Raw genomic sequence first — 14,350 nt, 5'->3', positions numbered from 1 at the left:
GCTCAGTCTGGAGCCTGGATCGTCAGCGACGGATCGTTGAAGCGCGAATAGCGCATCGTCGCGGAGCCGTCGCCACCATCCACCTGCATCTGCCGCGGCCAGCCGCTGCTGTCGACCCACAGCATGACTTCGGTGCCCGGCTGGTCGGGGTGGATGATCCGGTACTTGCTGGCAGGGGTGCCGTCGAGGACATCGCTACCGGCGGACTCGATCTGCGCGTTTTCCTGGGTTTCGCGGATATGCGCCTGGTCGCGCATCTGGTTCAGGGTGCCGGCCGGCAGCGGCACGCGCATGACGCGCCCGCCCATCTCCATATAGACCTGGTTGCCGATGATGGTCTGCGCCGGCGCGCCCGGGATCATCATCCGGTAGCGGTCGGGGGCGACGTACTGCATTTCGATCTGGCCGGCCGCGCCTGTCTGCGGGGCGTCAATATGGATGACGTAGCTGGTGGCGTCGGCCAGCTTGCCGACGGCGCGGGTCACGTCGTCGCGGGGCGATGCCATGGCCGCGGCGGCAAACAGCAGTGCGGCCACGCCGGCGAGGGTGAAGAGCTGACGCATGGAGGGAGGCTCCGTCTGTAAGGGTTGCCCTTGTTTACGCGGTTGGGCCCGGCTTGGGGACATCCCGCCCTGCCAGCGCGGAAATTTGCCCATAATCAGCCCATGGACAGATACGAACGCATCCTTTCGCTGCACCGCACGCTCAAGAACGCCCGCCTCCCGGTCACCGTGGCGTGGCTGCAGGACGATCTGGGCTGCTCGCGGGCCACGGTTTACCGTGACCTGGCCTTCCTGCGGGACGCGCTGATGGCGCCGATTACCGGCGATGGCGAGGCGGGCTTCCGCTACGAGCCTGAGGAAGGCGGGCGTTTTGAGCTCCCGGGGCTGTGGCTGAGCTCGGACGAGCTGCACGCACTGCTGGCGGCCCAGCAGTTGCTGTCGCGCAGCGCAGGCGGGGTGCTTTCCAGCGCGCTGGCGCCTTTGCAGCAGCGCATCGAGACCCTGCTCAACACCCATTCCACCGGCAAGGAGTGGCCGGTGGAGCGTGTCCGGGTGATCCCGCATCACAGCCGGCGGATGGACGAACAGGCGTTCCGCTTCGTGTGCTCGGCGGTGCTCGAGCGCCGGCAGCTGGCGTTCGAATACGAGGCCCGTTCCACCGACCAGAAAACCCGGCGCACGGTATCGCCGCAGCGCGTCACCCATTACCGCGGCAACTGGTATCTGGACGCCTGGGACCAGGAGCGCGAGGGTCTGCGCAGTTTTTCGGTGGACCGGATCAGCAAAGCCCGGATGCTGGATCAGCCTGCCCGCGACATCGAGGAGGAGGATCTTGATCGCCACCTCACCGGCAGCTACGGGATTTTCTCCGGCGAACCGCGCGGCTGGGCCACGATCCTGTTCAACCAGCGCGCCGCGCGCTGGGTGGCCGACGAGCACTGGCACTCGCAGCAGCAAGGCCGGATGCTGGCCGATGGCAGCTATGAGCTGAAGGTGCCTTACAGCTCGCCGCGGGAACTGCTGATGGACGTACTGCACTACGGCGCCGACGCCACCATCCTCGAGCCGCAGTCGCTGCGCGAGCAGGCCCGGGCGCTGCTGGCCCTGGCCCTGTCCAACTACGAGCAATAGCGGGGGCGTCGGGGGCGTCGGGGGCGTCGGGGGCGTAGCCCCGACCTACGTGCGAATCGTGGATCGCAGCCCGTGCGACCGGGGAGGGCGAGGCTGTGGTCATCGACCACTTTCCCCTTCCCGGAGCCGGCCATGCGCAACGCCACGTCCCAGTGCCCTGCTGACATCATCTCCAGCCGCTTCCTGCGGCAAGCCCTGCTGGGGGCGGCTTTCCTCGGCCTGATAGCCATGGCGTCGCTGCCCGCGGCGCGCGGGGCCGGGCCGATCGGGTGGGTGCCGCTGTGGCTGCTTGGGATGCCTTTGTCTGCGCTGGGGGCGTTGGCCCTGGCCGATATTGCTGCCCGGACACCGGAATCCCCCGCGGCAGCCTGAGCCGAAAACTTAAGACAGATCCCTGCCGGGCCGGCCTGTGCTAGCGTTTCGGGTTTGACACCTGAACGGAGTTGGCCGCATGTCCCCGATTTCACGATTCTGCCTCGCCGCGGCGATTGCCGTTGGGCTGGCCAGCTGTTCCGCCGGAGCAGGCGAGGCCAACCAGGGAGAAACCAACGTGGCAGCAGATCCCCACCAGTGGCTGGAAGATGTGACCGGGGATGACGCCCTGGCCTGGGTGCGCGAGCAGAACGCTGTCGCCGAGGCCGAACTGGCCGATACCGATGAATTCCGCCGGCTTGAAGCCGAGCTGCTGGCCATCTACGACTCCGACGAGCGCATTCCGGGAGTGTCGAAGATGGGCGAGTACTACTACAATTTCTGGCGCGACCAGAACAACGAGCGCGGCATCTGGCGCCGGACCACGCTGGCCGAGTACCGCAAGGACGCCCCGCAGTGGGAGCTGCTGCTGGATCTGGATGCGCTCAACGCCGAAGAGGACGAAAACTGGGTCTGGCACGGCGCCAACTGCCTGCGTCCGGATTACGACCGCTGCCTGATCGCGCTCTCGCGCGGCGGCGCCGACGCCGACGTGACCCGCGAATTCGACCTGGCCAACAAAACCTGGGTGGAAGACGGCTACTTCCGTGAAGAGGCCAAGGGCGGCCTGGCCTGGATCGATCGCGACACGGTGTTCGTCTACACCGATTTCGGCGAGGGCTCGATGACCGAGTCCGGCTACCCGCGCATCGTCAAGGAGTGGAAGCGCGGCACGCCGATGGAGTCGGCCGAAGTGGTCTATGAAGGCCAGGCCGATGACATGTATATCAGCGCCCGGCGCGACCTGACCCCGGGCTTTGAGCGCGAATTCGTCAGCCGCACCCTGGCGTTCTACAACGACGAGCTGTACCTGCGCGGAGAAGACGGTTCGCTCACCAAGATCGACGCTCCGAACTCGGCCAACAAGTTCGCGGTGCGCAACTGGATCGGCTTCGAGCTGCGCGAGCCGTGGGAAGTGGGCGGCAAGACCTTCGAGGCCGGTTCGCTGCTGGTCTCGGACTTCGACGGCTACATGGCCGGCGAGCGTGAGTTCGACGTGCTGTTCGAGCCCAGCGAAACCACCTCGCTGGCCGGGCTGACCATCACGAAGAACCACGTGGTCATCAACGTGCTGGACGACGTCAAGAACCGCCTGACCGTGCTGACCCCGGGCGAGGACGGCTGGACGCGCGCACCGTTTGAAGGCGCCCCGGAGCTGGGCACCGTGGGCGTAAGCGCGGTGGACAGCGATGAATCCGACGCGGTGTGGCTGACCGTCACCGATTACCTCACCCCCAGCACCCTGATGTTGGCTGATCTGGCCACCGGCGGCGCGCCGGAAGAGCTGAAGTCGATGCCGGAGTTCTTCGACGGCTCCACCCACGTGGCCGAGCAGCACTTCGCCACCTCCGAGGACGGCACCCGCGTTCCGTACTTCCTGGTGCGCCCGAAGGACATGCAGGCCGATGGCACCAACCCGACCCTGCTCTACGGCTACGGCGGCTTTGAAATCTCGCTGACCCCGGGCTACGCCGCAGGCGTGGGCAAGGCCTGGCTTGAGCGTGGCGGCGTGTACGCGGTGGCCAATATCCGCGGCGGCGGCGAGTACGGCCCGCGCTGGCACCAGGCCGCGCTGAAGCAGAATCGCCACAAGGCCTACGAGGACTTTGCCGCAGTGGCGAAGGACATGATCGAGCGCGGCATCACCTCGCCCGAGCACCTGGGCGTCCGCGGCGGCAGCAACGGCGGCCTGCTCACCGGCAACATGCTCACCCAGTACCCGGAGCTGTTCGGTGCGGTGGTGATCCAGGTGCCGCTGCTGGACATGCAGCGCTATCACAAGCTGCTGGCCGGCGCCTCGTGGATGGCCGAGTACGGCAACCCGGATATCGCCGAGGAGTGGGAGTACATCCAGACCTTCTCGCCGTACCACCTGTTCGACCCGGCGAAGAAAGACTATCCGCCCACGATCCTGCTCACCTCCACCCGCGATGACCGCGTGCACCCCGGCCACGCCCGCAAGATGCATGCGTTGATGAGCGAGGCGGGCGCGGACGTGCGCTACTACGAGAACATCGAGGGTGGCCACGGCGGCGCGGCCAACAACCGCCAGGCCGCGCACATGGACGCGCTGTTCTACACCTTCCTGTGGCAGCAGCTGGGCAAGGACTGACCCTCCGTCCCCGCGCCCCGGGGACGGCTTTGACCGTAGGAGCGCGCCACGCGCGCGAAACCGCGTGAATCATGTTGTGCGGAACGGCTTCGGACACCGCGTCCCGTCCGAAGCCCCGCCAAACGCCATACGTCACGCGGCTTCGCGCGCATGGCGCGCTCCTACAGCCGCAATCGTCACGCAGCAAAACGGCCTGCAGTAAAACGACCTGTCCCGCAACCGCAACGTTGTTATTTGACGGAAAACCCCCATCCATGAAGCTTCCCCTGTCCTTTGCCCTGGCTTTGCTGATGACTACCGCCTGCACCCCTTCCGCCAATGACGCAGCGGGGGCTTCCAACGCTTCCGCCGCCGCGCCCGCCACCGTGCCGGAGCCGCCGATCGCCGAGCTGCGCTCGCACCAGGTCACCTCGCCCCACGGCGCGGTGCGTAATGACGAGTACTACTGGCTGCGCGACGACACCCGCGAAGACGTGGACATGCTGGCTTACCTCAATGCCGAAAACGCCTATGCCGATTCGGTGATGGCCTCCAGCAAGCCGCTGCAGGGCAAGCTGTACGAGGAGATCGTCGGCCGGATCCGCCAGGACGACAGCTCGGTGCCGTTCCGCGAGCGTGGTTACTGGTACTACTCGCGCTTCGAGACCGGCAAGGACTACCCGGTGTACGCACGCCGTGCGGACGCCGACGGCGTGGACGCGCTCTCCATCCAGCAGGCCAACGATGCCGGCGATTTCGCCGCCGAACAGGTGCTGCTGGACGTGAACACCATGGCGGAGGGCAAGGATTACTTCTCCGTCGCCAATTACGAAACCAGCCCCGACAACCGCATCCTGGCCTGGGCCGAGGACGACGTGGGCCGCCGCCAGTACGTGATCCGCTTCAAGGACCTGGAGACCGGCGAGATCTTCGAGGACGAGATCCGCGGCGTGTCCGCCGGCCTGGTCTGGGCCGACGACAACCGCACCCTGTTCTACGTCGAGAACGATCCCGAGACCCTGCTCACCGTGCGGGTGAAGAGGCACGTGCTGGGCACGCCGGCCTCCGAGGACGTGCTGGTCTACGAAGAGAAGGACGACAGCTTCTACATGGGCATCGGCCGCACTCGCGACGACGCCTACATCTGCATCTACGTGCAGAGCACCGTGGCCTCGGAAATGCGCTGCGCCCCGGCGGCAGACCCGGCCAGCTTCACCGTGCTGGCCGAGCGCGAGCGCGACGTTGAATACGACGCCGACCACCACGACGGCCGCTGGGTGATCCGCACCAACTGGAACGCGCCCAACTACCGCGTGATGACCGCGCCCAGCAATGCCACCTCGCGCCAGCAGTGGCAGGACTGGCTGGCCCACAGCGAAGAGGTGTTCATCGAAGACGTGGAGCTGTTTGACGGCTTCACCGCCATCGGCGAGCGCTCTGAAGGGCTCGAGCGCGTGCGCGTGATCCGTGCCGACGGCAGCGAGGATTACGTGAGCGCCGATGAGCCGGCGTACTCCATGGGCCTGAGCACCAACTCCGAGCCGGACACCGAATGGCTGCGCTACGGCTACACCTCGCTCACCACCCCGGCGACCACCTTTGAACTGAACGTGGTGACCGGCGAGCGCCGCCAGCTCAAGCAGCAGCCGGTGATCGGCTACGACCCGGAGCAGTACACCACCGAGCGCCTGTGGGCGACGGCGCGCGACGGTACGAAGGTGCCGGTGTCGCTGGTGTACCGCAACGGCTTCGAGCGTGACGGCACCGCGCCGCTGCTGCAGTACGGCTACGGCAGCTATGGCATGTCGATGGATCCGGGCTTCAACCTGCCGGTGGTCAGCCTGCTCGACCGCGGCGTGGTGTACGCCATCGCCCATATCCGCGGCGGCCAGGAAATGGGCCGCAAGTGGTACGACCAGGGCAAGCTGTTCAACAAAATCAACACCTTCACCGACTTCATCGACGTCACTGACCACCTGGTGGCCCAGGGCTATGCGGCCCCTGACCGCGTGGCGGCCTACGGCGGCAGCGCCGGCGGCCTGCTGGTGGGCGCGGTGGCCAACATTGCCCCGGACAAGTACCGGGTGATCCTGTCGCAGGTGCCGTTCGTCGATGTGGTGACCACGATGCTCGACCGCGGCATCCCGCTGACCACCAACGAGTACGACGAGTGGGGCAACCCGGAGCAGCCCGAGGCCTATCGCTACATGCTCAGCTACTCGCCCTACGACAACCTGGAAGAAAAGGCCTACCCGGCCATGTTCGTCGGCACCGGCCTGTGGGATTCGCAGGTGCAGTACTGGGAGCCGGCCAAGTACGTCGCCAGGCTGCGGGTGCTGAACACCAGCGACTACCCGATCGTGTTTCGCACCAACATGGACGCCGGCCACGGCGGAAAATCCGGCCGCTTCCGTCGCTACGAGGAACTGTCGGAAATGTACGCCTTCCTGCTCGACGAGCTCGGCGTCAACTGACCCCGCGTGGCGCGCTCCCTCGTAGGAGCGCGCCACGCGCGCGAAACCGCGTGAATTCCGGCGTGCCGCGAGGCCCCGGCCAGATATCATTGCCTCCAATGAACTCGCCCGTCCGCTTCCGCTGGGCCTGGTTGCTGCTGGCCTACGCCATGCTCGGCCTCGGCATGCTGGGCGTGGTGCTGCCAGGGCTGCCGACGGTGCCGTTCATTCTCGCCGCCGCCTGGGCGGCGATGCGCGGATCGCCGAAGCTGCACGCCTGGCTGCTGGCGCACCGCACGTTCGGGCCGATGATCCACAACTGGCAGGAACATGGCGCCGTCACCCGCCGCTCCAAAGTGCTGGCCATCGGCTCGATGGTGCTGTGCGCAGTGGTGCTGTTCCTCGTTTCCCCCATGTTCTGGGCCGCAATGGCCGGCACCGGGGTGATGGCCATCGTGGCAGCGTGGCTGTGGCGGCGGCCGGAGCCGCCGGCGTCAGTGCCGACCCATGGGGCAGGGCGGAAATGAAGGCCGCTGGATTCCGCGCCGGCTTCCCTGCCGCTACACTGCCGGCATGAAACCGACACGCCTGTCCGCACTCCTGTTGCTCCTGGCCGCGCTGGCCCTCGCCGGCTGCGGCAACAAGCACGACCTGTTCATGCCACCGCCGCCCGACGACGATGAAATGATCGACGATTTCGGTGACGAGGACCTGCAAGACGACTTCGCGCCGCTGGACGATTCCGATCCAGCAGACCAGACCGATCCTGTGGACGAGACCGACCTGGACGACGGCGAACCGGAACTGCCGCTGCCCGTGCCGACCGGTGACGACTGAGGCCACAGGCCGCCGCGGCCCTGCGGGCATGCGCTTCACCAAGATGCATGGCGCCGGCAACGACTTTGTCGTGCTGGACCTGCGTGACGGCAGCCCGCCGCCTTCGCCGCAGCTGTGCCGCGCCTTGGCCCACCGCCATACCGGCGTCGGCTGCGACCAGATCCTGACCATCGAGCCGGCGCGTTCGCCCGGCGCCGTCGCCGCCTACCGCATCTGGAATGCGGACGGCCTGCCCGCCGGACAGTGCGGCAACGGCGCGCGCTGCGTGGCGGCCTGGCTGCTGCGCGACGGTGCTGCCCAGCCACCAACCTTCTTGATGGACAGCCCCGCAGGCCTGCACGAAGTGACCGTGCTGCCCGACGGCCAGCTGCAGGTGGTCATGGGCGTTCCCGATTTTGAGCCGGCCGCAGTTCCGCTGGCCGGGTTTGATAGCGCCGAGGATGCCTATCGCGTGCAGCTGGACGGCACCACGGTGGAATTCGGCGCGGTCTCAATGGGCAATCCACACGCGGTGATTGAAGTCAGCGACGTGGACACCGTCCCGGTCGCCCGGCTTGGGTCTGCACTGCAGCAGTCAGCGTGCTTTCCCGACTCGGTGAACGTCGGCTTCGCCCAGGTGGTGGATGCGGTCACGGTGCGCCTTCGTGTGTACGAGCGCGGCGTGGGCGAAACCCTGGCGTGCGGCAGCGGTGCCTGTGCCGCCGCGGCGGTGCTGATGCGGCGCGGACGGGTGGGACGCCGGGTAGCAGTGCAGCTTCCAGGGGGTACCCTGCAGATTGCCTGGCCCGGCCACGGCGAACCGATCACGATGGCCGGACCGGCCGCATTTGTTTTTGAAGGAGAGTGGACCGCATGACCGACCTCGAAAAAATCGGCGCCCACGAAGTGGCTGCCTGGTTGCGCCGCCACCCGAGGTTCCTGCAGCAGTTCCCCGATTTGGCCCTGAGCCTGGTGGTGCCGCGCGACGATGGCCCGGCGGCCTCGCTGGCCAGCTACCAACTGGAAGTGCTGCGCGACAAGAACCGCGAGCTGTCGCGCCGCCTGCAGGACCTGTTCGCGATCTCGCAGGAGAACGAGCGCCTGGCCGTGCGCACCCACCAGCTGACCCTGTCGCTGATGCGCCAGGCCAACGCCGCCGGCACCGTGCGTGCCATGGCCGCCTCGCTGGCGGAGGATTTCGCCGGGGATCTGGTGCGGATCGTGCTGTTCCAGCCGCTGCCCGGACTGGAGAGCGCCGAGTGGCTGCAGGTGATCACCCGCGATGATCGTCTGCTGCAGCCGTTCACTGACTGCCTGAAGGACGGCGAGCCGCTGTGCGGGCGACTGCACCCGGGCAAGCAGACCGTGCTGTACGGCGAGCGGGTGGAAGAGGTCAATTCCAGTGCGCTCCTGCCGCTGGAGGGCGTGGGCATGGTGGCGATCGGCAGCCACGACCCCAACCGCTTCTACCCCGGCATGGGCACCCTGTTCCTGCGCATGATGGGCGACGCCTTTACCGCCGCCCTGCAACGCTTCGATGACTGAACCCCGAGCCGCCGCCACCCCCACCGTAGGAGCGCGCCATGCGCGCGAAACCGCGTGAATCGTGGGGTGCAGGGTGGCTTCGGCCAGGACACTGCCTGCCGTAGCCCCGCCGCGATGCCTGCTGTCACGCGGCTTCGCGCGCATGGCGCGCTCCTACAGGCGACCGGTTGGCGCTTCGGCCTGTGACAGCGCCCGCCGACCCGATCGCGCCGGCGCAGCCGTTCCTCGACCACCTGCAGTTCGAGCGCCGTGCGTCCCCGCACACGCTGGATGCCTACCGCCGCGACCTGACTGCCCTGTGCACGTGGGCGGCAAAGCAGGGCGGGGCGGTGGAATTGCTGGATGGAGCCGACATCCGCGCCTTCATCGCCGCCGAGCACCGTCGCGGCCTGTCGCCGGCCAGCCTGCAGCGCAGGCTCTCGGCCTGTCGGGGCTGGTACAGCTGGCTGCTGCGCAACGGCCGGATCACTGCCGACCCCACCGCCGGCATCCGCGCGCCCAAGGCCAGCCGCAAGCTGCCACAGGTGCTGGATCCCGACGAGGCAAAGGCGCTGGTGGAAGTGCCCACCGACGTTCCGCTGGGCCTGCGCGACCGGGCCATGCTGGAGCTGCTGTACTCATCCGGCCTGCGGGTGAGCGAGCTGTGTCAGCTGCGCTGGCGCGACCTGCAGCTGGATGACGGCCTGGTCACGGTGCTCGGCAAGGGCAACCGCCAGCGCATGGTGCCGGTCGGCTCGCACGCACGGCGCGCGCTGGAGGAATGGCGCGCGGAAAGCGGCGGCATCAATGATTCGCCGGTGTTCCCCGGCCGCGGCGGTGGCCCCATCAGCCCGCGCAGCGTACAGGCCCGCATGCGCCTGCTGGCCCAGCGCCAGGGATTGTTCAAGCGTGTCCACCCGCACCTGCTGCGGCATTCGTTCGCCAGCCACGTGCTGGAATCGTCCGGCGACCTGCGCGGCGTGCAGGAGCTGCTGGGCCACTCCGACATCGCCACCACCCAGATCTACACCCACCTGGATTTCGGCCACCTGGCCCGCGTCTACGACGCCGCCCATCCCCGCGCTCGCCGCAAACCCGACCCCAAGTAGGAGCGCGCCACGCGCGCGAAACCGCGTGAATCGTGTTTCGCCGAACAGCTTCGGCCAGTACGCTCCGTCCGACGCCCCACGGCGTGGATTGTCGTCACGCGGCTTCGCGCGCATGGCGCGCTCCTACAGCAGCAGATTTCAGGTGGTCCAGCGTAAACGGTCAGTAGGCCGCACCCTTGTATCGGCCGGGCGCGACCCCCAGACAGGGGGTTCAACCTCCGGAGGCCGCATGGACCCCAGACAGAACCCCCACGTCTTCCACGCCACCACCATCGTGTCGGTGCGCCGTGGCGACAAAGTTGCCATCGCCGGCGACGGCCAGGTGACCCTTGGCAACACCGTGATGAAGGCCCACGCACGCAAGGTGCGCCGCCTCGGCAGCAACGGCCAGGTGCTGGCCGGTTTCGCCGGCGCCGCCGCCGACGCCTTCACCCTGTTCGAACTGTTCGAATCCAAGCTCGAAAAGCACGGCCAGCTGCTGCGCGCAGCGGTGGAGTTTGCGAAGGACTGGCGCACCGAGCGCCGCTTTGGAAAACTCGAGGCCCTGCTGGCCGTAGCCGACAAGGAGACCTCGCTGATCATCAGCGGCACCGGCGATGTGATCGAACCCGATGACGGCGTGGTGGCCATCGGCTCCGGCGGCCCCTACGCACTCTCGGCCGCCCGCGCGCTGGCCGCCCATACCGACCTGGACCCCAGAACCATTGCCGTGGAGGCGATCAAGATCGCCGGCGAGGTGTGCATCTACACCAATGGCAACGTCGTGGTGGAGGAACTCTGATGGCTGACAACTCGTCCACAATGACCCCGCGCGAGATCGTGCAGGAGCTGGACCGCCACATCATTGGCCAGAACGACGCCAAGCGCGCCGTAGCCATCGCGCTCCGCAACCGCTGGCGCCGCATGCAGCTGGCCGAAGACCTGCGCAACGAGGTCATGCCCAAGAACATCCTCATGATCGGCCCCACCGGCGTGGGCAAGACCGAGATCGCCCGGCGCCTGGCCACCCTGGCCAACGCGCCGTTCGTGAAGGTGGAAGCCACCCGGTTTACCGAGGTCGGCTACGTGGGCAAGGACGTGGAGCAGATCATCCGCGACCTGGCCGACACCGCGGTCAAGATGTTCCGCCAGCAGGCCAAGCTGCGCATGCGCACCCGGGCGGAGGAAAACGCCGAAGACCGCATCCTCGACGCCCTGCTGCCGCGCCGCGAAACCCCGGCCCCGGGCTTCGGCTTCGGCCCTTCGCAGCAGAGCGCCACCGTGGATATCGGCGCCGAGCCCTCCAGCCAGGAATCGGAAACCCGCCGCAAGCTGCGCCAGCGCCTGCGCGCTGGCGAACTGGATGACCGCGAAATCGAACTCGACCTCAGCATGAGCGGCGGCGTGGACATCATGACCCCGCCCGGCATGGAGGAAATGGGCCAGCAGCTGCGGCAGATGTTCTCCAACCTCGGCGGCGCCAAGACCCAGAAGCGCAAGATGACCATCCGCGCCGCGCGTCCGCTGCTGATCGAGGAAGAGGCCGGCAAGCTGGTCAACGAGGACGAAGTGCGCGAGGCCGCCATCGAGGCCACCGAGCAGCACGGGATCGTGTTCCTGGATGAGATCGACAAGGTCGCCCGCCGCAGTGAAGGCGGCACCAGTGGTGCCGATGTCAGCCGCGAGGGCGTGCAGCGCGACCTGCTGCCGCTGGTGGAAGGCTCCACCGTCAGCACCAAGTACGGCTCGGTCAAGACCGACCACATCCTGTTCATCGCCTCGGGCGCGTTCCACATGGCCAAGCCCAGCGACCTGATCCCTGAGCTCCAGGGCCGCTTCCCCATTCGCGTTGAACTGGCCGCCCTGACCAAGGATGACTTCGTGCGCATCCTCACCGAGCCAAAGGCGGCGCTTACCACCCAGTACGTGGAGCTGTTGAAGACGGAAGGGGTGGAGCTGGAATTCGGCGAGGACGCCATTGAGCGCCTGGCCGAAATTGCCGCCCAGGTGAACGAGCGGCAGGAAAACATCGGCGCAAGGCGGCTGCATACCGTGCTTGAGCGGCTGCTCGACACGCTGAGCTATGAGGCGCCTGACAAGACCGGCAGCGTGACCATCGACCGTGCGTATGTGGATGAGCACTTGGGTGAGCTGGTTGAGGATCCGGATTTGAGTCGCTACATCCTTTGATCCGCCCGTACCGTGGAAACACAGGGCCCGCCATCTGGCGGGCCTTTTTTTCGTTCTTCGCCGGGAAGCCCGCGCCTGACGTAGGTCGGGGCTACGCCTCCGACGCGCCGCAAACCCGGACACCCAGCGCCGGGCTTCGGCCGAACGCCGCGCCCTGCCGCCGCGGTGTCGCTTTTCGCGCGGCAGGGCATCCTGCCCTGACGCGCGCGCAATACATCCATGTATTGCTTGACGCGACACCCCGGCGCCAGGACGCGGCTCACCGCTACTTCATTGTCGGCGCTCCGGTAGGTCGGGGCTACGCCCCCGACTCCCCGCAAACCCGAATGTCCCCGCGCCAGTCACGTGGGCTAGTCATGCAGTTGCCGGGGGTGGGAGGGCGGTGGTAGCGTCGAAAGGGCGCAACCGGCGGGGAGGTCGGGACGCGGGCTTAGGTGCCGGCACAGGCCCTATGTAGTTGAATCCAAGGGGGTTTCATGGGATGTAAAGTGTGCAAAGGCAGGTTTATAACCTTGTCTTACAGCCCATTTTGTCCTCGAATTAGGTGTTAGATTCCGTGATCAACGTCAGTAAGGTTTCGTATGTGGCGGAGAGGGATATTGACCTGCTCCTTCTGGAAGAGATCAATGTTTCACCAAAGTTCTCTGCCTGGTTATTGGAAAGGGTCGGCCACTTGGCTCCATCAATTTCTTCCGCGGGTGCTTGGCACTCTGTCACGCACGCCCAGTTTGGTGAGTCCGATCTGATTTTGAAGTTTAGTTCCGGGTATGCAATTCTGATCGAGAATAAGATTGACGCCCCTGCTCAACCTGATCAAAGCGCTCGTTATCAGAAGCGCGGAGAGATGGGGCTTACTGCGGGCAGCTGGAGTAGTTACATATGTTGCATTATTGCGCCCGCACGATATTTGCAAAGCAATGCGGAATCTAAAAGTTACGACGCAAGAATTAGTTACGAGGAAATTCGAGACTGGCTCTTAGCTCAGAGCAATGAAAGGTCAGATTTTCGCGCAGGCATGTTAAATTCTGCAATTGAGCAGAATCGCAGGGGTTACAGCCCACTCCCCCATGATGATGTGACGGAGTTCTGGCTGTCTTACTGGCGATTGGCAAGTGAAAGCTTCCCATCACTTGAGATGCCTCGACCGGGAAATAAGCCAGTCAACTCCGATTGGCCAGACTTTCGACCGAGAGAGTTAGATAGCCGATTCAACATCGTTCACAAGATGGCACATGGGTACGTTGATCTCCAAATGAGGAACGCCGCTGGAAGGGTTGATGAGATAAAGCGGCTGGTCCGAGATCCCAAGTTGCAGGTGGTGACCGCGGGCAAGTCGGCCGCTATCCGCGTTGTGGTTCCTAAGGTTGACCGTTTTGTGTCGTTCCAGGCTCAACAGTCAAAGGTGATCGCAGCCCTACGCGCTGCACAGGAGCTGCTGTCTCTGGCCAAGAGCTTGGGCAATAAAATCTAACCATGCGTTCAAGCCGAAGCCGCTTCGTTCCACCAACCACATGGCAGGTAAAGCTTGCCATGTGGTTGGCTCCGCTACGCGTCTCGGCTTAACTTAGGTGTTAGACCTTAGGGAGCCTCGATGAACCACCTACTCATTCTAATGGTTGGTCTGCTGGCTGCATCCATAGCCCAAACAGCGAGCGCTAGATCGGGCTCGCCGAAGGAATCACGCTCCGAGTTCACCGTCGCCGGAGCACATATGGGCCAAGACTACTGGGCCATGCGCCGCATGTTTCCCCAAATGGAATGTGAGTCTTCCTGCGCTGACCGAACAATTGTGTACCTAGACCACCCAGGAACGTTATGGGTGAGTATCGGTGAAGGAAAAATAAACCAACTGGCCTTTTATTTTAATGTCGCTAGGGACGATGGTGTACGGCGTGATCTGATTCTTCGAGATCTCACTCGCCTTTATGGGAGGCCAAGAAAAGATAAAAACTGTAGCGTATGGGACCGGGCCGATGGTGCGATCCAGTTCTGTCCACTAGGCACTGGTGCAGTGGTTCATTGGAACGACATTAATTGGCAGCGCATCACCAGCGTGATCCCAGCGGTTGCTCCAGCAACTCC

Annotated in this window: 13 protein-coding genes; 12 read left to right on the top strand and 1 reads right to left on the bottom strand. The window is 65.6% G+C overall.

All coding sequences use genetic code 11. From position 1 onward, the window contains the following. Positions 1-2: 2 nt before the first annotated feature. Positions 3-563 carry a hypothetical protein gene (locus ACW7G2_RS06910; RefSeq protein WP_456974075.1) on the bottom strand — a complete coding sequence of 187 codons (561 nt, stop codon included), beginning with the start codon at positions 561-563 and terminating at the stop codon, positions 3-5. Between the two features lie 102 nt (positions 564-665). Here ACW7G2_RS06910 and ACW7G2_RS06905 point away from each other — a divergent pair, with 102 nt between their 5' ends. From ACW7G2_RS06905 to ACW7G2_RS06850, 12 genes are all read left to right on the top strand, one after another. After that, a complete protein-coding gene (locus tag ACW7G2_RS06905) occupies positions 666-1,634 on the top strand; it encodes a helix-turn-helix transcriptional regulator (RefSeq protein ID WP_456974074.1) in 969 nt (322 codons plus the stop codon). Between the two features lie 132 nt (positions 1,635-1,766). Further along, positions 1,767-2,006, top strand: a complete 240-nt coding sequence (locus tag ACW7G2_RS06900) for a hypothetical protein (protein WP_456974072.1) — start codon at positions 1,767-1,769, stop codon at positions 2,004-2,006. A 79-nt stretch (positions 2,007-2,085) separates the two neighbouring features. Next, a complete protein-coding gene (locus ACW7G2_RS06895; RefSeq protein ID WP_456974070.1) occupies positions 2,086-4,218 on the top strand; it encodes a prolyl oligopeptidase family serine peptidase in 2,133 nt (710 codons plus the stop codon). A 254-nt stretch (positions 4,219-4,472) separates the two neighbouring features. Then, positions 4,473-6,671, top strand: coding sequence for a S9 family peptidase (locus ACW7G2_RS06890; protein ID WP_456974068.1), 2,199 nt, complete (start codon positions 4,473-4,475; stop codon positions 6,669-6,671). A 98-nt stretch (positions 6,672-6,769) separates the two neighbouring features. Continuing rightward, complete coding sequence (locus ACW7G2_RS06885; RefSeq protein WP_456974066.1) at positions 6,770-7,177, top strand: YbaN family protein; 408 nt, start codon at positions 6,770-6,772, stop codon at positions 7,175-7,177. A 46-nt stretch (positions 7,178-7,223) separates the two neighbouring features. Next, on the top strand, positions 7,224-7,487 hold the full coding sequence (lptM, locus tag ACW7G2_RS06880; RefSeq protein ID WP_456974064.1) for an LPS translocon maturation chaperone LptM: 264 nt from the start codon (positions 7,224-7,226) through the stop codon (positions 7,485-7,487). Positions 7,488-7,515: 28 nt separating this feature from the next. Beyond that, complete coding sequence (dapF, locus tag ACW7G2_RS06875) at positions 7,516-8,343, top strand: diaminopimelate epimerase (RefSeq protein WP_456974062.1); 828 nt, start codon at positions 7,516-7,518, stop codon at positions 8,341-8,343. Next, on the top strand, positions 8,340-9,011 hold the full coding sequence (locus ACW7G2_RS06870; RefSeq protein ID WP_456974060.1) for a DUF484 family protein: 672 nt from the start codon (positions 8,340-8,342) through the stop codon (positions 9,009-9,011). The genes dapF and ACW7G2_RS06870 overlap by 4 nt, the downstream gene beginning before the upstream one ends. 182 nt (positions 9,012-9,193) lie before the next feature. Then, the gene (gene xerC, locus ACW7G2_RS06865; protein WP_456974058.1) at positions 9,194-10,099 is read left to right on the top strand and encodes a tyrosine recombinase XerC; all 906 of its coding nucleotides are present in this window, start codon (positions 9,194-9,196) and stop codon (positions 10,097-10,099) included. 229 nt (positions 10,100-10,328) lie between these two features. Then, on the top strand, positions 10,329-10,880 hold the full coding sequence (gene hslV / locus ACW7G2_RS06860; RefSeq protein WP_456974056.1) for an ATP-dependent protease subunit HslV: 552 nt from the start codon (positions 10,329-10,331) through the stop codon (positions 10,878-10,880). Then, entirely contained in the window at positions 10,880-12,268 is a 1,389-nt protein-coding gene (gene hslU, locus ACW7G2_RS06855; RefSeq protein WP_456974054.1) for an ATP-dependent protease ATPase subunit HslU, read from the top strand. The genes hslV and hslU overlap by 1 nt, the downstream gene beginning before the upstream one ends. Positions 12,269-12,824: 556 nt before the next feature. Next, complete coding sequence (locus ACW7G2_RS06850; RefSeq protein WP_456974052.1) at positions 12,825-13,739, top strand: PD-(D/E)XK nuclease family protein; 915 nt, start codon at positions 12,825-12,827, stop codon at positions 13,737-13,739. Positions 13,740-14,350: the final 611 nt, after the last annotated feature.

It is taken from the genome of Luteimonas sp. A277, from assembly GCF_054052045.1.
The sequence above is the reverse complement of the archived record's forward strand: the minus strand, read 5'-3'. Positions and strand labels throughout refer to the sequence as shown.